Source organism: Mesorhizobium sp. W016, from assembly GCF_054719485.1.
Genome location: NZ_JBTTIF010000002.1, coordinates 3,121,158 through 3,145,175 on the forward strand (window position 1 = coordinate 3,121,158; position 24,018 = coordinate 3,145,175).

21 protein-coding genes and 1 tRNA gene are annotated in these 24,018 nt (G+C 63.0%); 9 read left to right on the forward strand and 13 right to left on the reverse strand.

Translation table 11 applies throughout. The annotated features are described in order from the left end of the window. Positions 1-25 precede the first annotated feature (25 nt). The 7 genes from ACYG9V_RS15550 to ACYG9V_RS15580 all read right to left on the reverse strand — a co-directional run bounded on the left by ACYG9V_RS15550 (position 26) and on the right by ACYG9V_RS15580 (position 7,308). Positions 26-3,361 carry a M10 family metallopeptidase C-terminal domain-containing protein gene (locus ACYG9V_RS15550; RefSeq protein WP_460221971.1) on the reverse strand — a complete coding sequence of 1,112 codons (3,336 nt, stop codon included), beginning with the start codon at positions 3,359-3,361 and terminating at the stop codon, positions 26-28. 598 nt (positions 3,362-3,959) lie between these two features. Then, complete coding sequence (locus tag ACYG9V_RS15555) at positions 3,960-4,463, reverse strand: hypothetical protein (RefSeq protein WP_023698053.1); 504 nt, start codon at positions 4,461-4,463, stop codon at positions 3,960-3,962. 279 nt (positions 4,464-4,742) lie between these two features. Further along, positions 4,743-4,898, reverse strand: coding sequence for a hypothetical protein (locus ACYG9V_RS15560; protein ID WP_023698054.1), 156 nt, complete (start codon positions 4,896-4,898; stop codon positions 4,743-4,745). 286 nt (positions 4,899-5,184) lie between these two features. After that, positions 5,185-5,397 (reverse strand): hypothetical protein, encoded by a 213-nt coding sequence (locus ACYG9V_RS15565; protein ID WP_031199619.1) that lies wholly within the window; start codon positions 5,395-5,397, stop codon positions 5,185-5,187. A 106-nt stretch (positions 5,398-5,503) separates the two neighbouring features. Continuing rightward, positions 5,504-6,130, reverse strand: coding sequence for a hypothetical protein (locus tag ACYG9V_RS15570; protein ID WP_031199620.1), 627 nt, complete (start codon positions 6,128-6,130; stop codon positions 5,504-5,506). Positions 6,131-6,139: 9 nt separating this feature from the next. After that, positions 6,140-6,213: transfer RNA gene (locus tag ACYG9V_RS15575), tRNA-Gln, on the reverse strand. Positions 6,214-6,360: 147 nt separating this feature from the next. Next, on the reverse strand, positions 6,361-7,308 hold the full coding sequence (locus ACYG9V_RS15580) for a lysylphosphatidylglycerol synthase domain-containing protein (RefSeq protein WP_023698055.1): 948 nt from the start codon (positions 7,306-7,308) through the stop codon (positions 6,361-6,363). Between the two features lie 349 nt (positions 7,309-7,657). Here ACYG9V_RS15580 and ACYG9V_RS15585 point away from each other — a divergent pair, with 349 nt between their 5' ends. Beyond that, on the forward strand, positions 7,658-9,001 hold the full coding sequence (locus tag ACYG9V_RS15585; protein ID WP_352765948.1) for a Ppx/GppA phosphatase family protein: 1,344 nt from the start codon (positions 7,658-7,660) through the stop codon (positions 8,999-9,001). 247 nt (positions 9,002-9,248) lie between these two features. Then, positions 9,249-9,959 carry an RlmE family RNA methyltransferase gene (locus tag ACYG9V_RS15590; RefSeq protein ID WP_023700576.1) on the forward strand — a complete coding sequence of 237 codons (711 nt, stop codon included), beginning with the start codon at positions 9,249-9,251 and terminating at the stop codon, positions 9,957-9,959. 224 nt (positions 9,960-10,183) lie between these two features. Here ACYG9V_RS15590 and ACYG9V_RS15595 read toward each other — a convergent pair whose 3' ends face one another. Continuing rightward, entirely contained in the window at positions 10,184-11,605 is a 1,422-nt protein-coding gene (locus ACYG9V_RS15595) for an MFS transporter (protein WP_023689532.1), read from the reverse strand. 243 nt (positions 11,606-11,848) lie between these two features. On the opposite strand from ACYG9V_RS15595, the gene ACYG9V_RS15600 reads away from it, so the two are divergent. From ACYG9V_RS15600 to ACYG9V_RS15620, 5 genes are all read left to right on the forward strand, one after another. Continuing rightward, a complete protein-coding gene (locus ACYG9V_RS15600) occupies positions 11,849-12,094 on the forward strand; it encodes a type II toxin-antitoxin system Phd/YefM family antitoxin (RefSeq protein WP_023673036.1) in 246 nt (81 codons plus the stop codon). Next, entirely contained in the window at positions 12,091-12,546 is a 456-nt protein-coding gene (locus ACYG9V_RS15605) for a PIN domain-containing protein (RefSeq protein WP_023673035.1), read from the forward strand. Before ACYG9V_RS15600 ends, ACYG9V_RS15605 begins: the two co-directional genes overlap by 4 nt. A gap of 142 nt (positions 12,547-12,688) precedes the next feature. Then, the gene (gene guaB / locus ACYG9V_RS15610) at positions 12,689-14,191 is read left to right on the forward strand and encodes an IMP dehydrogenase (protein ID WP_352764290.1); all 1,503 of its coding nucleotides are present in this window, start codon (positions 12,689-12,691) and stop codon (positions 14,189-14,191) included. A 19-nt stretch (positions 14,192-14,210) separates the two neighbouring features. Beyond that, positions 14,211-14,780, forward strand: coding sequence for a hypothetical protein (locus ACYG9V_RS15615; protein WP_023673033.1), 570 nt, complete (start codon positions 14,211-14,213; stop codon positions 14,778-14,780). Positions 14,781-14,802: 22 nt separating this feature from the next. Then, entirely contained in the window at positions 14,803-15,222 is a 420-nt protein-coding gene (locus ACYG9V_RS15620; RefSeq protein ID WP_023673032.1) for an MAPEG family protein, read from the forward strand. 63 nt (positions 15,223-15,285) lie between these two features. On the opposite strand, the gene rnd is transcribed toward ACYG9V_RS15620, so the two are convergent. The 3 genes from rnd to ACYG9V_RS15635 form a co-directional block, all read right to left on the reverse strand. Beyond that, positions 15,286-16,437, reverse strand: a complete 1,152-nt coding sequence (gene rnd / locus ACYG9V_RS15625; RefSeq protein WP_023682426.1) for a ribonuclease D — start codon at positions 16,435-16,437, stop codon at positions 15,286-15,288. Between the two features lie 75 nt (positions 16,438-16,512). Next, positions 16,513-17,757: an MFS transporter gene (locus ACYG9V_RS15630; protein WP_352764289.1), complete on the reverse strand. Its 1,245-nt coding sequence runs from the start codon at positions 17,755-17,757 to the stop codon at positions 16,513-16,515. A 104-nt stretch (positions 17,758-17,861) separates the two neighbouring features. Next, positions 17,862-19,067, reverse strand: a complete 1,206-nt coding sequence (locus tag ACYG9V_RS15635; protein ID WP_023682424.1) for an MFS transporter — start codon at positions 19,065-19,067, stop codon at positions 17,862-17,864. A 107-nt stretch (positions 19,068-19,174) separates the two neighbouring features. Between ACYG9V_RS15635 and ACYG9V_RS15640 the strand changes: the two genes are divergently transcribed. After that, positions 19,175-19,933: a DeoR/GlpR family DNA-binding transcription regulator gene (locus ACYG9V_RS15640; RefSeq protein ID WP_023689527.1), complete on the forward strand. Its 759-nt coding sequence runs from the start codon at positions 19,175-19,177 to the stop codon at positions 19,931-19,933. Here the strand turns inward: ACYG9V_RS15640 and ACYG9V_RS15645 are convergent. Next, positions 19,930-20,349 carry a hypothetical protein gene (locus ACYG9V_RS15645; RefSeq protein WP_023682422.1) on the reverse strand — a complete coding sequence of 140 codons (420 nt, stop codon included), beginning with the start codon at positions 20,347-20,349 and terminating at the stop codon, positions 19,930-19,932. The genes ACYG9V_RS15640 and ACYG9V_RS15645 overlap by 4 nt on opposite strands. A gap of 222 nt (positions 20,350-20,571) precedes the next feature. Between ACYG9V_RS15645 and aspS the strand changes: the two genes are divergently transcribed. After that, positions 20,572-22,359 carry an aspartate--tRNA ligase gene (gene aspS / locus ACYG9V_RS15650; RefSeq protein WP_023682421.1) on the forward strand — a complete coding sequence of 596 codons (1,788 nt, stop codon included), beginning with the start codon at positions 20,572-20,574 and terminating at the stop codon, positions 22,357-22,359. A gap of 230 nt (positions 22,360-22,589) precedes the next feature. Here the strand turns inward: aspS and ACYG9V_RS15655 are convergent, their stop codons facing one another. Beyond that, positions 22,590-23,780 carry a hypothetical protein gene (locus ACYG9V_RS15655; RefSeq protein WP_023682420.1) on the reverse strand — a complete coding sequence of 397 codons (1,191 nt, stop codon included), beginning with the start codon at positions 23,778-23,780 and terminating at the stop codon, positions 22,590-22,592. Positions 23,781-24,018 lie beyond the last annotated feature (238 nt).

Genomic DNA, 24,018 nt, shown 5'->3' on the forward strand with positions numbered 1-24,018 from the left:
TGACGGCACCCCTCCCGGCAACGCGTTAGATGACAATGAAGTCTGCAGCCGAAAGATCCAGATTTGTGTTCAGGTGTGCAAACTGAACGGCTGCTCCCTGTCCGGAACCATCGGCGTCGTAAGACAATATTCCACTGTCGGTGTCGTAGATGATGCGGTCGTCGGCATCATGAGCAACACCGGCTGCGCTCTTGTAGAATGAGCCCAAAGCGAGGGCGCCGTCGCCGCCAACGCTGGCAAAGATGAGGTTGTCCAGCAGGATCGTATCGTCGGCGACCTTGAAGTCCTTGATCCAGTCGATATTGCCGTTCCCGAGTTCTGTCGAGAAGCGGAAATAGTCGTCGCCGGCGCCGCCGGTCAGCGTATCGGCAGCCAGCCCGCCATCCAAAAGGTCGCTGCCGCCGCCGCCGTTGAGCGTATCGGCGCCCGCAACGCCCGGCTGAGCTGGTGCCGGCGGGAATTCGACCGACACGTTCAGCTTGTAAGTCGAGCCCTCCGGCACGGATTCGACCCAGCCATCGCCAGGAGCCGAGTCCGACCATTCGCCCTCCACAATATAGTAGGTTCCGGTTTCCTGAACGATGAAGCTGGTGCTCGAATCGCGGCCGTTGTTGGAGCCGGGGTCGTTGCCGCCATCGTCGTTCTGGGCGACGATATTGCCATCGCTGTCCAGCACCCTGACGATGCTGTCATGGACATTGGGGTCGGCAATGCCATCGATGTCGATGGTGATGATCGTGCCGGCCGCCAGGTTGATGCTGTAATATCCGCCCAAGCCGTTTCCGGTGGCATTGACGGTGGTGTGGTCGTCGAATTCGAAGATGTCGGGGTCGGCGGTCAGCGAGAAGTTGTTCGAGATGTCGAAGGCGGTCGAGACCGAATTGTTGGTCGCGTCCGGTCCGAGCGTGGCGTAGCCGGTGCCCATGCCCGGGCGTGGCGGAGCATCGCCCTGATAAGCGAAATCGCCGAGCAGGGTGTCATCGCCGCCGCCGCCGTCGATCTTGTCGGCGCCGCCCTGGCCGGTCAGCACATTGGCCGCGCCATCGCCGGTCAGGTGATCGTTGAAGCCCGAGCCAGCCAGATTTTCGATCGAGATATAGGTGTCGCCGCCGGATTTGCCGCCACCCAGTTTGAGGTTTTGCCCGCTGGCCGCGTCGGCGTAGTCCGCCGTGTCGCTGCCGGCGCCGCCATTCAATATATCGGCGCCGCCACCGCCGGTCAGCGTGTCGTTGCCGGCGCCGCCGGAAAGTTTGTTGGCCTGGGCGTTGCCGATGAGATGGTCGTCGAAGAACGACCCGACGGCGTTTTCGAAGCCGACCAGGATGTCGTGCCGGATAACGGTGCCGCGCCCGACGATCTGCACCGGGCCATCGCCGTCGCCGCCATTGGCCGTGCCATTGGCGAGGTCGATCGTCACGCCGGCGGAGCTGCCTTCGTAGACGACCGTATCAATGCCGGCGCCGCCATCCAGATAGTCCTGGCCGGCGCCGCCGATGATCGTGTCGTTGCCGGCTTCACCGTACAGGATGTCGCCGTCATTGCCGCCATCCAGTATGTCGTTGCCGCCGCCGCCGTTGAAATAGTCGCCGCCGCCCCGGCCCCAGAAATGATTTGCCGCCGACGTGCCGATGAAACGGTCGATGCGGTCATCGGAGCCGATTAGGTTTTCGATGCTGTAGAAGGTGTCGCCCGTAGCGGTTCCGCCGCTGGCCACGTTCGTCTCGAGGTTGACGAGCAGCTGGAAGGGGCTCTCCTTGCTGAAGTCGACCGTGTCGACGCCGGCGCCGCCCCTGAATATATCGACGCCATCCTGGCCGCTCAGCGTATCGTCGCCGTCGCCGCCGTCGAGGATGTCGTTGCCCTGGCCGCCGAGGATCGTATCGTTGCCGCGGCCGCCATAGAGCGTGTCATTGCCGTCGTCGCTCTCGGTCTGGTCTGGAAGGTCGGCGACATCGATGGTGTTGTTGATGTCGCGGCTGGCGAGCGAGTCGCGGCCGCCGATGATGAGATCATCGCCGCCCTGACCGAAGATCGTGTCGTCGCCGGCGCCGCCGTCGAGCGTATTGTTGCCATTGTCGCCGAAGATGACGCTGGTCATCGTGTTGTCGCCGATGGTCGGTGCGGTTTCGGTGCCGCCGTCTCCAGGCTGGAGTGTCGACTCGTCGGCGTAGATGATGTGTTCGACGTTGGCGATTTTCCGGATATTCAAGTTCCGGTTCAGCAGAACGACCATGTCATTCCCGCCATTCGCTTCCTCGCGCACGATGTCGTCGAGGGAATCGACGAAGTAGGTGTCGTCGCCGTCATTGCCGGCCATGCGGTCGCCGCCGCCGCGGCCATCCAGCACGTTGGCTCCGTCATTGCCGATCAGGACGTCGTCATAGCTGCTGCCGATGCCGTTCTCGATGTAATAGTCGGTGCCGTCGGCGTTGTGCCCGGCAAAGATCGACACATTGTTGCTATGGCCGTTGACGCTGGAGAACTGCCCGGCGCGCAAATCGAGGATCGTGCCGGCCGTCGAGCCGGAGAAGTCGATCGTGTCGGTTCCTCCGGTGTCATGGATGACAAAACCGATATCGTGCTGCATGCCCGAGGAGGTCAGCCGGTAGCCGTCCACGGCACTGCCGAAGCCGTAGACGTTGTCGCCCGTGTTGAGGTCGATATGCTGATAGGTGCGCACGCCGTTCTCGTCGACGGTGGAGAAAAAGCGGCGGATGACTGCCTCGATGTCGGCCATCATCGGCGTTGACGCCGACCAGCGGCTGGTTTCACCGACATCGATCCCGTCGAAATAGGACATGACGCTGTATTGCTGACGGTCGTAGGTCCAGGTCGCATTGTTCAGATAATTGATCTGTACGCCGCCGGGGCCGCTGTAATTGTAGAGCCCGGGGTGGTTCAGGCCGAACTCATGACCGAATTCATGGATGAAGGAATCGAAGACATAGCCGCCAATATCCGTCTTGTTGACCTCGGTGTCGTGGAAACGCTGGCCGATGCTGACATAGCGGTCGTTGGAATAGGCGCTGCCGTCGTCCTCTTCGCCCAGTTCGGGGCTGACAACCTGCATCCAGTCCGTTGCGCTGTTGTATGGTGCATTGTCGACGATTTCGAACTTCAAAGGGGTGACACTGGCCCACATCTGCAAGGCGCCGATCGCGGCGGCCTTGTATTCGGGATGGTCATTGAGCTCGGAGACATTGATCCTCAGCGTTCCCGCCGCGATCGCCGGCGTTATCGACCGGTCCAGCGCTCCAAGGTAGGTGAGGAAGGCCCCGTAATCTTCGCTTTTGCCGTACGGGTTGTCCGGCGTCTGGTCGTTGACCCACCATTGATCGCTGGTTTGGCTTGGGTTCGGCATCCTTGGGACTCCTTGGTCTCGCAGCCGTGGCAATTACGGCCGTACGGTTTAGCTGTTGCCAACCACCGACAAGCATCGTTTGCGTTTGCCGGTCGAGCCCCGTCCCAGTGCCAACAATGCTATTGGAATCTTCGCTTGTCTAGCCTCTGTTCGCGCTCAGTACATATGAAGGTTCTTGGGCGCGCTTGTACCGGCGGGTTTTGAGATACTCGTTTGGTGTTAATTGAGCTATCGCTAATCTATGGTCGTACCTCGCCCGCCATGCGCACCACAATGTCTGCATCAACCATCCCGGCTGGCGCAGGCTGCCGGTCGGGCGGCGCAAAGCAATCCGGCAACGGCCGAATACGCCGGATACAGGCTCGAGGATTTCCTCTCGATCAGGGGCATCGCAGGCTACGAAAGCGGCGGAGTAAGCTTCCGTCTTTCGCTCAAACGCCGGTATGCGCGCTGTTGCCTTTCGCGGGCGGGGCAGGCGGCGGGACCACCGCCTTCGTGCTCTCGCCGGGGGCGTCGACCGGGACGAGGGTTATCGCGCCGGTTGGGAAAATGATCGAGCGTTGCGCAAGGGCACGAGGGCGGAACGCGCAGGCGTGCTTCAGAAACCCGCCCGGCGGGCGAAATGTTCATAGGTCACGCGCCAGGGGTCGCTCTCCGCGCGTCTCTCCTCGCCGATCCAGTGAAAGCTGTCGGCGGTGATCTCGGTGAACCGCCACCGCGCCTGCAGGCCGCGCGAGTCGGCGCCCATCTGGACGATGTCCTTGCCTTCGGCCCGCCCGATCTGGCGCGAGTAATCCTGGTTGAGCGGATCGCTCCAGATAATGTGCCAGCCACCGATCCCGGGATCGAAGACGCGCAAGGTCGTGCCATACATGGTGGACGGGGCAGGGCGCCTGGGCCTGATCCAGATGTCCTGAATGGCGCGGCCTTCGAGCACCCAACCAAAGTGACACTCGCCATCCCATTTCTGAATTGTGCCGTCGTTGCGGTGGTGGAGCGTCTCCATGTCCCAACTGCCGATCAACCATCCATACAGGTCCATGTCTTTCGGCCGGTCGGCTGGCGGACCTTCGGATGCGAGAGCGGTAAGAAACGTCGCCATGATTGTCTCCAGGCAAGCCGCGCCGAAACGCTGGGCGTTCCAACCCTTGCACCGTTGCGGGTTCCTGGTCTTGGGAAAAATTGCGGTAATGCTGCTGTGAAGGCACTTCCGCGTTCGCGCCATACCAAATCTATGCGTGAATGCTAATGTAGCGTCGGCGGGTACCCCAATGCCCGCCTGGCCGGCGCCTCCTCAGGCCATCTCTTGAATGAGCGGCGCCGGCCGCTGATTTGGGCGGCGACCAAATTGCCGCCGGAGGAATATGAGGCGGGTAGGCGATTATTGCTGGGCAGTTTTGGCAGGCATTCCGATATCGGTCTGTATCCCCAGAACGTCCGCTGCCCAATCGCGCAGTTCCGGAGAGGCATCGCCGGATTTCATGATCGACACGGCCAAAGCGGCCATGTCCGCGGGCGGCTTGTTGTTTGAAGCCATAGGTGAAATAGCCGGCCATGATGGCGCATCCCACCGAAATGACCGGTGGGACGATTTGGAGTGCCGCCAAAGCTATTGTGCGCCAGCGGCCTGATCGGCTGGGTGCCGGAAGCTCATCCTCATCCACAAGGTTAGTCCATTCCACACTGCTCACCAGCCGGGAGAACGTTCTCCGTGAGGATTGTCTACATTAGTTAAATTGTCTACATTAGTTAAAATGCGGATAGATCCGCGTTGGGATGCCGAGGAACCTCGTCAAAGCGCACCGAGGGCAATGCCCACTGCGCTAGGCGAAATAGATCAACAGGGCGAGGAGTCCAAAGACAACGATAAGGCCAACTGGCCAATACCGTACGATCTGATCAGGATATTTCTCGCTCAGGCTAAGCAACCGGTCCTCGTAAGGGAGACGACTAAAGCCTGCCGGGCCGTTCTGTTGCTTGATGTCCCGGAGGATGCGGCGCGATTCCCTGATATCTCTGTCCTCTCGTTCGGCCATTGCATAAGTCCTCCCTGCCGGGACCGATCTTAGCTTGTTTACGTGAAGTGCCCAACAGCGTCGACCGGATCGCACGCCAGCGGCGCATGACATCATTGGAACCCAATCAATTCTCGGGCGGCGCCTCATCTTGCCAGCCGGCCAGCTCCGGCAGGTCGTCCAGCCAGCTTTTCTCCGTCATCAAGATTTCGCCGGCCTGTGGTGCCGCCTCAGTGGCGTTTTGAATAAGCCAGCCCATCCACTTTCGATAAGCGGCTGGGGCCAGTTCGGGCGGCAGCACCTTGGCTTTGGCCAGCATGCGTTTACGGAAGCTGAGCTGCCTGCGCAGTTTGGTCGTCGTGAATTTTATCGCCTTGCCCTGGTATTCCACCGTCCAGCGCCCATCGCCGTGGCTGGTCAGCCTGTCGATGGCAAAACCGGCATCGACCGGCCTGTCCCGCCAGGGAAGCTCGATGGCGTTCCGCCTCAGATCGAGAGCCCATCGCCGGTAGTCGGCCCCGGTACGCTGCGGCGGCAGCACGCCAGCCTGTTCGAGGATTTTCCTGCGAAAGGTCGGCTGCTTCTTGATCTGGCCGGTCGTCAGTTCGATGCGGTGCCTACGCAATTCGACATGCCAGCGGATCCTGCCGTTGCCGACATACTTGACTAACCTGTCGATGACGAACGCGTCCTCGGTAAGCGTCACGCATCCCTGGCTGATGCGTTCGAGGATGTACTGGCTGTCAGTGGGCATGACGTGCCTTGGCTGGGGAACCTGGATTCGAACCAGGACTAACGGAGTCAGAGTCCGTGGGTCTACCGTTAACCTATTCCCCAGCAGGCGCTGTCGCGCTGGTGGGCCGCCGAAGCAGCCGCGCGTGCCTTGTAGCCGCCGCCGGAAAATAGTCAAGCCTAAGCTGCGTTTCAATCACAGCGTTTCATAGGGGCAATTACGCCGGGGTGGCGCGCCGCACCCAATGATCCTCAACTCTCCGTCCGGCTGTATTGCGAGTGCTCGAAGAACAGCACCACGCCGAGCGCGATCAGCAGCGGGATGATCAGGTAGAACAGCCGGAACACCAGAAGTGCCGCCAGCACGCCGACCGGGTCCATATCAGACAGGCCGGCGAGGAACACGACCTCGAACACGCCGAGCCCGCCCGGCGCGTGCGAGATCTGCGCAACCGAGAACGACACCAGGAACACGCCGAGGATGACGAAATAGCCGGGATTGCCGGCAACGGGCAGGGCAAAGAAGATGATCGCCGCCGCCGCCAGAAGCTCGATCGGGCCGATCAGCAATTGCCGCGCCACGATCGGCAGCGCCGGATAGTGCAGCTGGAAGCCGGCGATTTTCAGCGGCTTCAGATGCAGCCAGCTGCCGAAGATGTAGGCGCCGACCAGGATCAGCAAAGCGATGCCGGCGGCGATCGCCAACCCGTGGTGCGGGGCGCCGGAAAAGCGGTCGATGATTTGTGGCTCGAAAACCAGCACCAGGCCGCCGACCAGAATGCTGGAGAGCACAAAGGTGATCCAGCAGATTGCCACCAGAATGCCGACGTCCTGGCCGGTCAGCCCCCTGGTGCCGTAGGCGCGGTAGCGGATCACGGCGCCCGAAAACACCGAGCCGCCGATATTGTGCGACAGCGCGTAGGTGGTGAAGGAGCAGAAGGTGACGAACAGCCACGACACCTTCTTGCCGATATGTAGAAGGGCAATGTGGTCGTAGCCGGCAAGCGAGGCGTAGGCGACCACCGAGCTCAGCGCCGCAAGCATCCAGCCGCGCGTCGGGATGGCGGATATGCCGTCCCAGACATCGTCGATCGAGATGCCGCGCAGTTCATGCCACAGCAACAACAGCGACCCGATGACCGCCGCGACACCGATGACCGGCCACAGATAGCGCTTCCAATTCGTGGCCCCCCAATTCATGCAGTTGTCGTCATGTGTTGCTGCCCATCGCCCAGGCGGGCGTTAAAACGTCCGCGATTCACCAATTCCCCCTCATTTCAGAAATGCCTCATTGAAGCCGGCTATTCAACCGGCAAGGGTGAGCAGCCGGTTCGCCAACGGCGAATTCGCCGTGCCAGTGGCAAGATGAAAGGCTAGCGAACGCCGGGACGCTGCAAAGCAGCGGGGATCTGGCAGGACGCAGCCGGCAAAATTTGAGTCCTTGCTCTTGGTGATCCGGTCCGGCGCTGCTACTCTGGCGGCAACTTAAAAGATTGAAGCGCCTGCTGCGTCCGGTTTACCGGTTCGCGCGGCGCCGGAAGGAACTGAAGTGGAAGACCACGACACCGGCGCTGGCGCGCCGGAAGTGGGCGTGTCCAGGGCTTCGCCGCCATCAGGCGGGCCAAGCCCATCCGCCGGGCGGCCCCGCCAGGCGGGGCCCCAGTCCGGCAACGGACAGGCCGGCGACGCCCAGCATCAGCGCGGCAAGGCGAGAAAGCGGCGCAAGCGCCGGCGTGGGCGCAAGGTTTTTGCGCGCGACGACAGCCCTCTCGCAACGGCCGCGGCGGTCGGTGCGCCGGCCTCCGTCGGCCCGGCCGCTCCAGCGCCCGTGCCTTTGCCCTCGGCCCCACAACCCCGACCGGAACAGCCCATGCATCGGCCGCCGATGCAGGAACTGCCGGTGTTTGCCGCGCTCGATCTCGGCACCAACAATTGCCGGCTGCTGGTCGCGGTGCCGCAACGCCATGGCCAGTTCCGCGTCATCGACGCCTTCTCGCGCATCGTCAGGCTGGGCGAGGGGCTGACCGCCAATGGGCACCTGAGCCAGGCGGCGATGGACCGCGCCGTCGAGGCGCTGAAAATCTGCGGCGACAAATTGCGCAACCGCAAGATCAGGAAAGCCCGGCTGATCGCCACCGAGGCCTGCCGCACCGCCGATAATGGCGTCGAATTCCTGCAGCGCGTCGAACGAGAGGCGGGGTTGAAGTTGGAAATCATCGATCGCCAGACCGAGGCGCGGCTTGCTGTATCCGGCTGCGGCTCGCTGGTCGAGCGCGACACGCAAGGCGTGGTGCTGTTCGACATTGGCGGTGGCTCGTCCGAAATCGCGCTGATCGACCTCACCGGCCAGCGCTCGCCGCGGCTTGCCAACCACATCGTGTCGTGGACGTCGCTGCCGGTCGGCGTTGTCTCGCTGGCCGAGCGCTTTGGCGGCCGCACGGTGACGCGCGAGATCTTTGCCGCCATGGTCGACGATGTCGCGGTGCGGCTGAAAGCCTTCGACGGCCGCGACCGGCTGAGCCATGTGCTGGCCAGTCCGAAATTCCATCTGCTGGGCACATCCGGCACGGTGACGACGCTGGCCGGCGTCCATCTCGATCTCGAACGCTACGACCGCCGCCGCGTCGATGGGCTGTGGATGGACCGCGACAGCGTCGACCGCATGGTCGAAAAACTGGTCGGCTGGGACTTCCAGCAGCGCTGCGCCAACCCGTGCATCGGCGCCGACCGTGCCGATCTTGTGCTGGCCGGCTGTGCTATCCTGGAAGCCATCCGTGCGGTGTGGCCGTCGGAGCGGCTGCGCGTCGCCGACCGGGGCTTACGCGAAGGCATTTTGAGCGAGCTGATGGCCGATGACGGCGTCTGGCGCAACAGTGGGCGGGGCCGAGCATGATCCGCATTGCTTTGGTGAACGGTCGACCCCCACTCCGTCGAGCTTCGCTCGACACCTCTCCCCCGATCGACGGGGTAGAGGAAGGGCGCGAACTTATGCAGACCAGCGCCTTTCCTCTCCCTCCGGAGGGGGGAGAGGTGGCGCCGCGAAGCGGCGACGGAGTGGGGGAAGCCCTTCGCGAAACGCGAAGCCGCCGAAAAACGGCGGCAACTCGGCGAGTGCAAAAACTCAAACAAGAAAAAAAGTCATGACCAAGAAGCCGGAAAAGCCGGGCTCCGCCAGCATTCGTGTCCTCAAAACGCGGATCAAGAAGAAGTCGGGCCTGAAAGAATCGTCGCGCCGCTGGCTGCAACGCCACATCAACGATCCCTACGTTCAGCGCTCCAAGGCCGATGGCTATCGCTCGCGCGCGGCTTACAAGCTGATCGAGATCGACGACAAGCATCATCTGCTGAAACCCGGCATGAAGGTCATCGACCTCGGTGCGGCCCCCGGCGGCTGGTGCCAGGTGGCGGCCGCGAGGACCAAGTCGACGGCAGAAAATCCGCATGTCATCGGCATCGACTATCTCGAAATGCCCGCCGTGCCCGGCGCGCCGGTGCTGCTGATGGACTTCCTTAACCCCGAGGCGCCGCAAAAGCTCGCCGAAGCGCTGGGCGGCGACCCCGATGTCGTGCTGTCCGACATGGCGGCGCCGACCACCGGCCACAAGCGAACCGACCACATCCGCACCATGCATCTGTGCGAAGTGGCCGCCGATTTCGCGCTGTCGGTGCTGAAGCCGGGCGGGCACTTTCTGGCCAAGACGTTTCAGGGCGGCGCGGAGAACGAGCTGCTGTCGATGCTCAAGAAGAACTTCCGCTCAGTGCATCACGTCAAGCCGCCGGCGTCGCGCGATGAGTCGGTGGAGTTGTATCTGCTGGCGAAGGATTTTAAGGGCAGAGACGGCACGGCGTGAAAGACGCTTCGTAGCGTTCCGTCCCTCTGTCCTGCCGGACATCTCCCCCGCAAGGGGGGAGATTGGCAGTTGCGACCGCCCCCGCCTCGCCGTTCCTTCAAAGTTGCAAGATTGGCGAAAGCCGCGTGATATCCGATCTCCCCCCTTGCGGGGGAGATGGCCGGCAGGCCAGAGGGGGGGGTGTGAAGGATCGCCGACGTCGACGATTTTCGTCGCGCCGCCCCTTACTTCCCAGCCGTGCTCACCGGCTCCAGCGTCTTCGGCGTCGTCAGCCGGCCATGTCCCGACACGGCATTGCCGGCATCCGGCGCCAGCCGCATGAATGACACGGACGCTGCCGCCGACACCGCCGCCACGATGAAGAAGGCGATGTGGAAATCGCCGAGCGCCAGCGGTCCGCCATGGATCGAGGTCGAGACTTCCAGGATGCCGCCGGCCAGCGCCACGCCGAGCGCGATCGACAGTTGCTGGAACACCGCCGTGATCGGCGTTGCCTTGCTGGTGTCTTCAGCCGTCACCTCGGCATAGGAGAGCGCGTTGACGCCGGTGAAGAACATCGAGCGGATGAAGCCGCCGACCAGCAATATCGCCAGCATCAGCGCGTAAGGCGTCTCCGGCGTGAACAGGCCGTATATGGCGATCGATGCCGCGGCGATCAGCGAGCCCCAGATCAGCACCCGGCGGAACCCCGCAAGCCGGAAGATCAGCGCGGTAACGAATTTCATGCCGATGGCGCCGATAGCCGAGACGAAGGTGATCATGCCCGACTGGAACGGCGTCAGCCCGAAGCCGATCTGGAACATGAGGGGCAACAGGAACGGCACCGCCCCGATGCCGATGCGAAACAGCGAGCCGCCGAGCACCGAGGAGCGGAACACCGGGTTGCGGAACAGTTCCAGCGCCAGCAGCGGGTTCTTGGCGCGCCGCGCATGCAGGAGATAGAGCACGCCGGAAATCAGCCCGACCGCCACGGTGATGAGGCCGGTCGCCGGCGGCAGATAGGGCAGGCTGACCACCGACAGGCCGAAGATGACGCCGGAGGCCGCCAGCCCGCTCAGTACGAAACCGACGAAATCGAGCGGCGGCGTCTCCATCGAGTCGGTTTGCGGCAGGAAGCGCGTCGCCAGCCAGATGCCGATCAGGCCGATCGGCACGTTGATCAGAAAGATCCAATGCCAGGTGAAATAGGTGGTGATGAAGCCGCCGATCGGTGGTCCCACAAGCGGGCCGACCAGCGCCGGCACCGTCAGCCACGACATGGCCGCGACCAGCTCGCTCTTCGGCGTCGCGCGCACCAGGACCAGCCGGCCGACCGGCGTCATCATGGCGCCGCCTATGCCTTGCAGGAAGCGCGAGACGACAAAGGCCGGCAGTGAATTGGAGATGGCGCAGCAGACCGAGCCGACGATGAAGACGCCGATCGCGGCGCGAAAAATGGTCTTGGCGCCGAACCGGTCGGCCATCCAGCCGCTGATCGGAATGAAGATCGCCAGCGCCACCAGATAGGCGGTCAGCGCCAGCTTGAGCGCGATCGGGCTGGTGTGGATGTCGACGGCAATCGCCGGCAGCGATGTCGCGATGACGGTCGAATCCATGTTTTCCATGAACAAGGCGACCGCCAGAATGAGCGGAATGATGCGGTTCAACGAACGCGTCCGAACTGGTCTAAATGTGCCTGCCGGCCAATCCAAACAATGAAAAGGCGGGCAAGCCGATACAAACGGGCGGTTATCACGCCTCAGGCGCGATGTCGCATTAATTTGCTGTCACTTTTGTGCGACCGTGGGCGGACAAGAGGCGTCGCTGCGTTTCGCCACATTGAATGAACTTGCGAAAATTGACCGGGTTCACTATGCTGTAGTGAATATAACTACTATATGGACAATGCCATGGAAGAAGCCGTTTCCGCAGCCGACGCCAACCGCAAATTCTCGCTCCTCCTGCGCGGTGTCCGCGAAGGACAGAGCTATGTCGTGACCAGCCATGGGCGCCCCGTGGCGCGGATCGTGCCTGCAGGGCAGCCCGACCCTGCGGCGTCTCGTTCGCGCACAGCGCTGCTGTCGCGCCTCGAACGCCAGCCTGTTGTAGAAGCCGGGCGCTGGAGCCGCGACGAGCTTTACGAGGACGAGCGGTGAAGGTCGCGCTCGATACCAACATCCTTGTTTATGCCGAGGGGATCAACGGAGCCGAGAAGCGCGACATCGTTTTCGGCCTGCTGCACGACATTGCGCAAGAGGCAGCCGTCATTCCAGTCCAAGTGCTCGGCGAATTGTTCACCGTTCTCACACGCAAGGCCGGACGATCACGTGCACAAGCGCGCGACGCCCTGTTGAGCTGGCGCGACGCGTTTCCGGTTGTCGGCACGACGCCGGAGGTGATGACGGTCGCGGCTGATCTTGCGACCGATCACCATTTCGGCATCTGGGATGCGACCATCCTGTCTGTTGCCTCGCAAACCGGTTGCCGGCTGCTGCTGTCGGAAGATCTGCAGGACGGCTTCACCTGGGGCGGCGTAACGGTCGTCAATCCTTTCGCGTCACCGCGCCATGTCTTGCTCGATGCCCTGTTGGGCAAGTCCGCCGAATAGGCCACGACCGGCTTTTCAACCACGCCGCGACGTGTTACCAGCCAGCGCCAATCCTGAAAGGGAAGAAACGAGTCGGCGCTGTCCATTTCGGTCCAGCGCTTTTTTGTATTCTCCCGGCGCTTTTCGTATCCGAGGACTGGCCATGGCAAAAATCATCGAAACGTCCACCGGCGCGCTGGCGCTGACCTTTGACGACGTGCTGTTGCAGCCCGGTCATTCCGAGGTCATGCCCGGTGAGACCGACATCCGCACCCGCATCGCCACCGACATCGACCTCAACGTGCCGATCCTGTCGGCCGCCATGGACACCGTCACCGAGGCGAGGCTTGCCATCGCCATGGCGCAGGCCGGCGGCATCGGCGTCATCCACCGCAATTTCTCGCCGGCCGAACAGGCCGAGCAGGTGCGTCAGGTCAAGAAGTTCGAATCGGGCATGGTCATCAATCCGGTCACCATCGGCCCCGACGCCACCCTGGCCGACGCGCTGGCGCTGATGCGCACCTATTCCATCTCGGGCATTCCGGTTGTCGAGAATGGCGGCACCGGCGGCCAGAAGATCGGCCGCCTGGTTGGTATCCTGACCAACCGCGACGTGCGCTTCGCCTCCGATCCGGGGCAGAAAGTTTACGAATTGATGACCCGTGAGAACCTGATCACGGTCAAGGAGAATGTCGACCAGGACGAGGCCAAGCGGCTGCTGCACCAGCACCGCATCGAAAAGCTCGTCGTCGTGGACAAGTCCGGCAATTGCGTCGGCCTGATCACCGTCAAGGACATCGAGAAGTCGCAGCTCAACCCGCACGCCAGCAAGGATGCGCAGGGGCGCCTGCGGGCGGCGGCCGCCACCAGCGTCGGCGATGACGGCTTCGAGCGCGCCGAGCGGTTGATCGATGCCGGTGTCGACCTCCTGGTCATCGACACCGCGCATGGCCATTCGCAGCGCGTGCTCGATGCGGTGACGCGGGCCAAGAAGCTTTCCAATTCCGTCCGCATCCTGGCCGGCAACGTCGCCACCGCCGAAGGCACGCAGGCGCTGATCGACGCCGGCGCCGATGCCGTCAAGGTCGGCATCGGCCCGGGCTCGATCTGCACCACGCGCATCGTCGCCGGCGTCGGCGTGCCGCAGCTTTCGGCGATCATGTCGGCGGTCGAGACGGCGCATAGATCAGGCGTGTCGGTCATCGCCGACGGCGGCATCAAATATTCGGGTGACCTGGCCAAGGCGCTTGCCGCGGGCGCCAGTGCGGCCATGATCGGTTCGCTGCTGGCCGGCACCGACGAAAGCCCGGGCGAGGTCTATCTGCATCAGGGCCGCTCCTTCAAGGCCTATCGCGGCATGGGCTCTGTCGGCGCCATGGCGCGCGGCTCGGCCGATCGCTACTTCCAGGCCGAGGTTCGCGACACGCTGAAACTGGTCCCGGAAGGCATTGAAGGGCAGGTGCCCTACAAGGGACCTGTGTCTGGCGTGCTGCACCAGCTTGCGGGCGGGCTAAAAGCCGCTATGGGTTATGTCGGTGGCCGCGACCTTGCCGATTTTCGCGAACGCGCCACCTTTGTGCGCATATCCAACGCCGGACTTCGTGAAAGCCACGCCCATGACGTCACGATTACCCGCGAAAGCCCGAACTATCCTGGCGGAGCCTGACCGGCAGCCAGAGCGGTACATGCTCTGGCGCCACCAGGCGACGATCGTGCTGCGGCTGGCGCGCCATGCCGGCGCGCTGTGCTTTGCCGCCGCGGCGGTTTTCATCATCATGACGCTGCTGGAATTCTTCTATTTCCGCCGGCTGAGCGGTGGCCTGCCGTCGCTCGACGTGCGCCTTGGCGGGTTCACGCCCGACGAGGGCATGGCCTGGCTGACGGCACTCGGCCGGCGCGGCAGCGAGATCATCCTGGTCTGGCACTATTTGACTTTCGACCTTCTCTTCCCGGCGCTGCTGTCGCTGACCATGGTCAGCCTGATCCTGGCAACCGGGCGGCGGCTGAAGAGTTTTCGTGCCATGCCGGTGCAGCTTCAGGCGCTGTTCGCGCTGGTAATCGTGCTGCCCTACACATGCGCCGACTACGCCCAGAACATTGCGGTGGCGCGGCTCTTGTCCGATGCGCTGTCGGCCAACCCGGATTCTCTGTCTTTCGCCTCGTCGCTGATCGTCACCAAATTCGCGCTGCTGGCGATCCCCGTCATCGTCATCGCGTTTTTGATCCTTGCCGCCCAGCGGCGTCCACAGGCATGAACGACAGAGCAGGGGCAACGCCATGAGCCAGACCGCGATTTTCTGGCCGATGCTGGCGCAGGTGTTGCTCGTCTATATCGTCTATGTCGTGATGGGCCGGCGCCGCTACGGCGCGGTCAAATCGGGCGAGGCCAAGGTCGGTCAATACAAGGTGCGCACGACCGAGCCCGGGTCGAGCGTCACGGTTGCCAACAATCTCATCAACCAGTTCGAACTGCCGGTGCTGTTCTATGTGCTGTGCCTGGCGCTGCACGCGACCAATGGCGTCAATTATCTGACCCTGGCCTTGATGTGGATTTTCGTGATTTCCCGCTATGGCCACGCCTGGGTCCACCTCACCAGCAACAATCTGCGGTTTCGCAGCCGCGCCTTCTACGTCGGCGCGATCATTCTCTTGCTGGCATGGATCTGGTTCGCGCTACACCTGCTCGGAGCGGTGTAGGGCAGTTGTTTACCCTCCCCCTTGTGGGGAGGGTCGCTCCGCGCAGCGGAGCGGGGTGGGGGTCTACAAATCGAACACCGCGATCTTGCGCTTGTCGAACTTGATGCCGATTTCGCCGCGCACCAGCTTCAGTGCGGCTTCGCCGAACACGGCGCGTCGCCAGCCCTGCAGGGCCGGCACGTCGGCATCCTCGCCCTCGGCGGCGATGCGGTCGATGTCATCGCTGGACGCAAGCACTTTCGAGGCGACGCCTTCCTTCTCGGCGACGATCCTCAACAGCACTTTCAACAGCTCGGAGGCGGCATTGGAGCCTTCGGGCGGCTGAAAGCTCTTGGGCAGCTTCGGCATCTCTTCGCGGGGCAAAGCGAGCGCCGTGTTGACCGCGCCGAGCAATGCGGTAGCCGTCGACGAACGCTCCCAGCCTTTCGGCGTCGTGCGCAGCTTGCCAAGGGCTGCCGCATCGCGCGGCGCCTGCTGGGCGACCTCGTATATGGCGTCATCCTTGAGCACCCGGCCGCGCGGCACGTCACGCTCGCGCGCCTCGCGTTCGCGCCATGCCGCCACCGTCTGCACGATCGCCAGCTCCTGCGGCTTGCGCAGCCGCATCTTCAGCCGCTTCCAGGCATCCTCGGGGTGCGGATCGTAGGTCTCGCGCGAAGTCAGCACCTCCATTTCCTCGTTCAGCCAATGGGCGCGGTTTTCCCGCTCCAGTTCGGCGCTGAGGTGCTTGTAGACGTCGATCAGATGGGTGACGTCGGCCAGCGCATAATCGAGCTGCTTGTCCGACAGCGGCCGGTGGCGCCAGTCGGTGAAACGCGAGGATTTGTCGAGCCGTGCGCCGGTGATGCGCTGCACCAGCTGATCGTAGGAGACGCTGTCGCCGAAGCCGCAGACCATGGCCGCGACCTGGGTGTCGAACACCGGATGCGGCACCAGATCGCCGAGATGGACGATGATTTCAATGTCCTGGCGCGCGGCATGGAAAACCTTGACCACCGCTTCATTGGCCATCAGCCGGAAGAATGGGGCGAGGTTGATGTCGGGCGCCAGCGGGTCGATCAGCGCGGTGACGCCTGGCGCCGCCATCTGGATCAGGCACAGAATCGGCCAGAATGTCGTTTCGCGGATGAATTCGGTGTCGACGGTGACGAAATCCGACTTTTCAAAAGCGGCGAGAACGGACTCGAGCTCATTTTGGGTGGTGATGACGTGCATCAAATCGCTTTTTAGTAACGGGTAAGGTTCTCTTTCAATTTCAGCCATGGGCGCTTTCGTCAAGCCGCCCTTCGGTCAAGTATCAGCCGATCCGTCGGAATCGCCATTTCTGCGCGCCAGCCGCGCGAAGACGGTTGATGTGCGCAGCAGCGCCGTGAAGCGGCTGCGCTTGCCCGCCGGCACGCTGCCGCGCACCTGCATGCGGTAGAGAATGACGGCGATGAGGGTGGCGTAGACGACTGCGCTGAAGACAAACAGGGCGCCCGGTCCGAAATGTTGCAGCACTGCGGACGCCGCGAAGGGGCCACCAATGGCGCCGAAGGAATAGAACAGCATCAAGGCGGCGTTGATCAGCACGAACTCGCCCTTGTCGGCGCGGTCGTTGGAATGCGCCGCCGATAGCGAATAGAGCGGCATGGCGAAGCTGCCGAAGATGAAGACGATGATCAAATTGAGGGTCGGATCGGCGCCGGCGACGAAGACCAGCGCCAGCGCGGCGAACATGGCGCCGCATGTCGTGGCCAAAAGCACCGCGCGCCGATCCCAGCGGTCGGAGAGGTAGCCCAGCGGATACTGGATGAGGGCGCCGCCGAAGATGCCGACGCTGACGAAGGTGACGACATCGGCCACCGACATGCCGATCTGTTCGGCATAGACCGGCGACAGCGTGCGGAAGGCGCTGTTGGTGACGCCGACGCAGATGCAGCCGAAGCAGCCGAGCGGCGAAATCCGCCAGACGCGGGCGAGATCGAGCTTGACGTCTTCGGGCGGCGTCGGGTTGGAGCGGTCGCCGAGCGACACCGGAACCAGCGACAGCGTGATCATCATCGACATGATGGCGAAGATGGCAAAGCCGCCGGGGCCGAAGATCGGGATCAGGAACTGTGCGCCGGTCACCGAGCCGATATCGACCATGCGGTAGATGGCCAGCACGCGCGCACGATCCTTGTTTTCGACGCCGGAGTTCAGCCAGGCTTCCATGACGGTGAACAGACCGGCAAAGCAGAAACCGCCGGCAAAGCGCACCGCGCACCACATCACCGGATCGATGATCAGCACCAGGAGCAGCGTACTGGCCGCGGCGATGGCGGCGAGCGCTGAAAACGTCCGGACATGGCCGACTGCCTTGAGGATGCGGGTGACTGCGAGGCAACCAAGCAGGAAGCCGGCGAAATAGAACGTGCCCATCAGGCCGATGTCGGAGGCCGAAAACCCTTCCTGCGCGCCGCGCAACGCGATCAGCGTGCCCTGCAGCCCGTTGCCGCCAAGCAGGATGCCGGCGGCGATGAGGAGCGGGATCAGCGGGCGGATGGAGGACATACGGAACCGTTGCTTAGGTGGCTCCACAGTTCTGAACCATCGGTGTGGCCAATGCCAGTGGCTTGTCCCGCCGCCAACAGGTGTGTGGCTTCAAGTGCGGCCGTTCAAGCTCCGTCGGCCCTCGCCAAAGCTTCGCTCGCCGGCGCAGGCTTGCCCCGGGCAGCCCTTCGGCCAAGCGAGCCGGCGGTCAGCAGGCTGAGCATGATGAACGGGATGCCGATACCGAAGGCCGAGCGGATGCCCCAATGGTCGGAGACGAAACCGAGCAGCGGCGGGCCGAGCAGGAAGGCGACGAAGGAAATCTGCGACAGCGCCGCGACATTGATCGTCGCGGAGCGGTCCGTCCGCTGGGCTGCCGCCGAGATCGCCAACGGAAAGAGCACGCTGCTGCCGATGCCAAGTAGCGCAAAGCCCAGCATCGATACGAGCGGGGCAGGCGAGAAGAAGACGAGCAGCACGCCCACCGCCATCGTCGCCAGCAGCACCCGCGCCACGACGCTCGGCGAGTGGCGGTCGACAAAGGAGTCGGCAAAGAAGCGCGTGCTCGCTTGCGAGAATGCAAACAGCGCCACTGTGAAGCCGGCGACGAAAGGGCCCGCATCGAACACGGTGCGCATGTAGATTGCCGACCAGTCGATGCTGGCGCCTTCCATCAGCATCGCCGACAGCGTCACCGCGACGAGGACGAGGATAGGCAGCGTCGGCCGCGCCAGCCTTGGCGCCGTCTCGTCATTGCCGGCGAAGCGGCTCGGCGCCGGTTCGTAACCGCCGAGAAACAGCGCGATTCCTGTCGCCACCATCGGTACGACAATCGCCAGGTGCAGTTGCGGCGATATGCCGAGATGCGCAAGCGCGGCGCCGAACAGGCCGGCGCCGAAAAAGCCAATGCTCCAGAACGAATGCGCCCGGTTCATGATCCGGCGCTTGAGCAGGAATTCGGTTCTGTCGGCCTCGACATTGAGAATGATCTCGACGCTGCCGATCATCAGGCCGACCGGAAACAGCATCAGGAATAGCGCAAGCGGCCCAGGCGCATGCACGGCAATGGCAAAGACGACCGACAAAAGCGGCACCAGTCCGAGCAGCGCGCGGCGGAAGCCGACGCCCTCCAGGATCGGCGCCGCCAGCGTCAGCGCGGTCAAGGTGCCAATCGGCGTCCCGATCAGGCTGAGCCCGAGCGTGCCGTCTCCTATGCCCATGGCATGTTTGATGTCGGGCAGCCGCGGGAAGATTTGGCCCATGGCGAACGAATAGATCGCAAAGCCGGCGTAGACCCGGTGTTGCGGAGCGAGGCGGAGGCCAAAGGTCATGACGATGCTTTCGGGGAAGAGAGCCGGAGATTGTCGTTGATATCCCCTTATCTTGCACAAACATGCAAATTGTGCAAGAACGTGCACAAAGAAAACAGGATCATGCAATGCTGACCGATGAGCGGCATCAAATCATTCGCGATCGCCTGGCCGTCGAGGGAAGGGTGCTGGCCGGCGAGCTGGCAGGCCGCTTCGGCGTTTCGGAAGACACGGTTCGCCGCGACCTCAGGGAGTTGGCCAAGGCCGGGCAGTGCCGCCGCGTCTATGGCGGCGCGGTCGCGGCCGCACCCTTCGCGGCCACGCCGGTCGGCCTGCGCGCCGGCCATGCGGTCGAAGAAAAGACGCGGCTGGCCCGCGCGACCGTGGCACTGCTTTCGCGCGGACAGACCCTGTTCATCGACAGCGGCTCGACCAATGCCGCGATCGCCAGGGCCATCCCGCGCGACCTCGATCTGACCGTCGCCACCAACTCGCTCGAAATTGCCTCCGTCCTGTCAAACCACGCTTTGGTCGAGCTGATTGTGCTTGGGGGACGGTTCGACCGCCACCTCGGCGCCTGCGTCGGCGCCGACACGCTTGCCGCTGTCGCGCAACTTGGCGCGGACCTGTTTGTTCTCGGATCCTGCGGTCTCGATGCGTCGCGCGGCGTCACGGCCTTCGATTCGGCTGAGGCCGAGGTAAAGCGGGCGATGGCCAAGAACAGCGCAGGCATCGTCATCGCTGTAACCAACGACAAGCTAGCCACAGCCGCACCCTACCGGGTCGCCAGGCCAGAGGCGATCCGCCACCTCGTGGTCGAAAAGACCGCGCCGGCCGCGATCCTCGCGGATTTCGAACGCCAGGGCGCCGAAATCCATTTGGCTTAAACGGAGCTCGGCGCGCGGGCAGTCCGGGACGCAGCATGGGCGACGAACACTTCGACATCTTCCTTTGAATAACCGAGAAGGGCTCCTTCAAGCCTCGCCAGATCATTCGATGTGAAGATGTCAAAGGCCTCTCCGCTGCGGCACATTCTGGAGATCAACAAGCTCAGTTTGCAGCGCCATTCCTCTGTCGGCAGGCAGTAGCGGCGATCTTCCACGGACGTCTCTGGATCAAAGTGGGTGAACTTCAGGATGCGGCCTTCGTCGACAAACGGTGCAAAGCCCGTGTCGCCAATATCTTCGGCGTCCATACCCGGCTCCGCCCCGAACAGGGCCATCGGCTTGTCGCCCTGAAGCATCAGTGCCAACTCGCGGCCATTATGTGGCCCGACGCCCGACGGGACTGTGCGTTTCGGCATGAAGCATCTCCAGATTGCTTGAGGACGGCACTGTCGCGAGAAACATGCCTGGCGGCAATGCGCCAAGCCTGGCAAAGACTTTATGCTGACGATCGCATAGGGCGGCGACCCAAACCCGGCTTGCCTTGACAAATCGGGCCTCCCATGCGCTTTTCGCGCAAATTTTGGACCGGGCTTTGATGCTCGACCCACAACCCAGCACCCCGGAATTTTGACATGACAATGCATCGTTACCGCAGCCACACCTGTGCCCAGTTGAGAAAGAGCGATGTCGGCTCTTCGGTTCGCCTGTCGGGCTGGGTGCATCGCGTGCGCGACCATGGCGGCCTGCTGTTCATCGATCTGCGCGACCATTACGGCCTGACCCAGATCGTCGCCGATCCGGATTCGCCCGCCTTCAAGGTGGCCGAGACGCTGCGTGGCGAATGGGTGATCCGCGTCGACGGCGAGGTCAAGGCGCGCCTGCCGGACACCACCAACGCCAACCTGCCGACCGGCGAGATCGAGATCTTTGCCCGCGAGATCGAGGTGCTGTCGGCAGCCAAGGAATTGCCGCTGCCGGTGTTCGGCGAGCCCGACTATCCCGAAGACATCCGCCTGAAGTACCGTTTTCTCGACCTGCGCCGCGAGACGCTGCACAGGAACATCGTGGCGCGCACGAAAATCATCGCCGAGATGCGCAAGCGTATGACCGATGTCGGCTTCACCGAATTCTCGACGCCGATCCTGACGGCCTCGTCGCCGGAAGGCGCGCGCGACTTCCTGGTGCCGTCGCGCATCCATCCCGGCACCTTTTACGCGCTGCCGCAGGCGCCGCAGCAGTACAAGCAACTGATCATGGTTTCGGGCTTCGACCGCTATTTCCAGATCGCGCCCTGCTTCCGCGACGAGGACCCGCGCGCCGACCGTCTGCCCGGCGAATTCTACCAGCTCGACCTCGAAATGAGCTTCGTCGAGCAGGACGACGTGCTGTCGACCATGGAACCGGTGATGCGCGGCGTCTTCGAGACCTTCGCCAACGGCAAGCCGGTGACGCAGACATTCCAGCGCATTCCTTACGATGTCGCCATGCGCAAATATGGCTCCGACAAGCCGGACCTGCGCAACCCGATCGAGATGCAGGCCGTCTCCGACCATTTTCGCGATTCCGGCTTCAAGGTCTTCGCCAACATTCTGGCCAACGATCCGAAGGCCGAAGTGTGGGGCATTCCGGCCAAGACCGGCGGCAGCCGCGCCTTCTGCGACCGCATGAACTCGTGGGCGCAGGGCGAGGGCCAGCCGGGACTGGGTTACATCTTCTGGCGCAAGGAAGGCGACAAGCTTGAAGGCGCCGGTCCGCTGGCCAAGAACATCGGCGAGGAGCGCACCGAGGCGATCCGCCAGCAGCTCGGCCTTGCCGATGGCGACGCCGCCTTCTTCGTCGCCGGCGATCCGAAGAAGTTCGTTACCTTCGCCGGTGCCGCGCGTACGCGTGCCGGCGAAGAACTGAACCTTGTCGACCGCGAGCGCTTCGAATTGTGCTGGATCGTCGACTTCCCGTTCTTCGAATGGAGCGAGGAGGAGAAGAAGATCGACTTCGCCCACAACCCGTTCTCGATGCCGCAAGGCGGTATCGACGCGCTCAACGGCGACGACCTGCTCGGCATCAAGGCCTTCCAGTACGACATGGTCTGCAACGGCTTCGAGATCGCCTCTGGCGGTATCCGCAACCATTTGCCGGAAACCATGGTCAAGGCGTTCGAGACGGTTGGCCTCGACCGCGCCACGGTGGAAGAACGCTTTGGTGGCCTCTACCGCGCCTTCCAGTATGGCGCCCCGCCGCATGGCGGCATGGCGGCCGGCGTCGACCGTGTCGTCATGCTGCTGGTCGGCGCCAAGAACCTGCGAGAGATCACCATGTTCCCGATGAACCAGCAGGCCTACGATTTGTTGATGAACGCGCCTTCGGAAGCCTCGCCGCAGCAGTTGCGTGATCTGTCGCTGCGTGTCGCGGCAGTGAAGAAGGACTGACGGCAGCGTTGAAGCCGCCCTTTCTCCCCGTCTCTATACGGGGAGAAATGTCCGACAGGACAATGAGGGGCAGCACGCATGCAGGCGATTGGCGAACGGCCTTAGCAGTTGGCGCCTTCTGACAACCGGTTCAGCATCGAACTACAATTTGCAGGCGTTGGCGCCGCCCCTCATCCGCCTGCCGGCACCTTCTCCCCGTATAGTGACGGGGAGAAGGGAGCGAACTTCGATCAGTCTTCGTTGGCCTTGACGTGGACGCCCAGCGTCTTGGTCAGGTCGGCCGGGTTGGACATGGCGCCGGCCATGATCAGCGCGAACGGCACCGCTGCCGGCGGCTCGGCCGAAATCTCGAGGCTCTTCGGATCGTCGAGGTACTTGCTCACCGCGGCCGTCACTTCGGCGGTCAGTTCGGGATTGTTGAGCTGCGCCATGCCGAACGGCACGATCGCCTTGGCCTGGTTGGCGATGTCCTTGCCCGACATGCCCTGCTGCTTGCCGACATACTCAAGCACTTTGCCGGTGAGCGAATCGTCATCGAAGCGGATCGATGCGCTGTTGAAGGAGAGCTGCTGCAACAGGCCGAGCAGGGCCATGCCTTGCGCCGAATTGTCAGCCCCTTCGGGCTGCGCCGCCATCTTCTTCTGCATCTCCTGCAGCGACTTGACGAAGTCGACCGTGTAGCCGCCGAGGCCGAAGGTCATGCCGAGCGTGCCGGCATTCTCGACCGAGATGTCGTATTTCGACAGGTCCATCTTGCCGTCGCTCGGCTGCCAGGTGCCGCCGATTTCGATATTGCCCGAGATGTTCTGGTAGCCGAGGGCCTCGATGGCTTCCTTGGATTTCGCATCGTCGACCAGGGTCAGGTCGGCGTTGAACTTTTCCGTGGTGGCGGAAAACTCCATCGCCTTGCCGTCGGCCGGCGGCGTGATCTGGACAGCAAGCCCATCCACCGAGAAGGCGGTCTTGTCGGCAACCTTGACCGTCAGGCTTTCGAGTTCGGCCGACTTGTAGATCATCATCGAGCCGAGCGGGCCTGTAGCGCCCTCAGCCGGGATGTTGGCGTCGTGGATGACGAAGGGGGTGAGGTTGAGCGTGACGCCGTCCTTGCTGTGCTCGAAGGCCGAAGTCGTGATGGTCGCGACATCGAAGCCGCCATTGGCTTCGGTCACGCCCTCGAGCTTGACGTCGCCGATCGGCAGCGCCTCCTTTTCGGCCGCCGGTTTGACCGACACGCCCTGCAGCACCATGCTGGAATTGTCGCCGGTAACGCCGGTCCAGGTGATATCGACGCCCTGGACGGCAAGTGCGGCCTTCAGTCGGTCGGCAACCGCCGTGTCTTGCGCAAAGGCGGCATTCAGCGGCAGCGTCAGCAAAAAGGTCGAAAAAGCAAGTTTCTTGAGTGTCGAACGTTGGATTGTCATCGCGAGTTCCCTGAGAGAGTCCTGAAAAAGTGTTTTCTCAATTCTACGCCATCACCATTCCGTGACGAACTGGACGGGAAAAAGGCGCTTTCCCGCAGAGTTGTCGAAAATCACGGCGAAAGGCAAATCGGAGCGGGAGCCTTCGCCCGATGCGGTGAATATGTCATGAAGGTCGGGCTCCCCTGCGTACCGTCTCCTGCCTTAGAGAAGGCGTGTAACAGATTGATGTTGGTTGGCA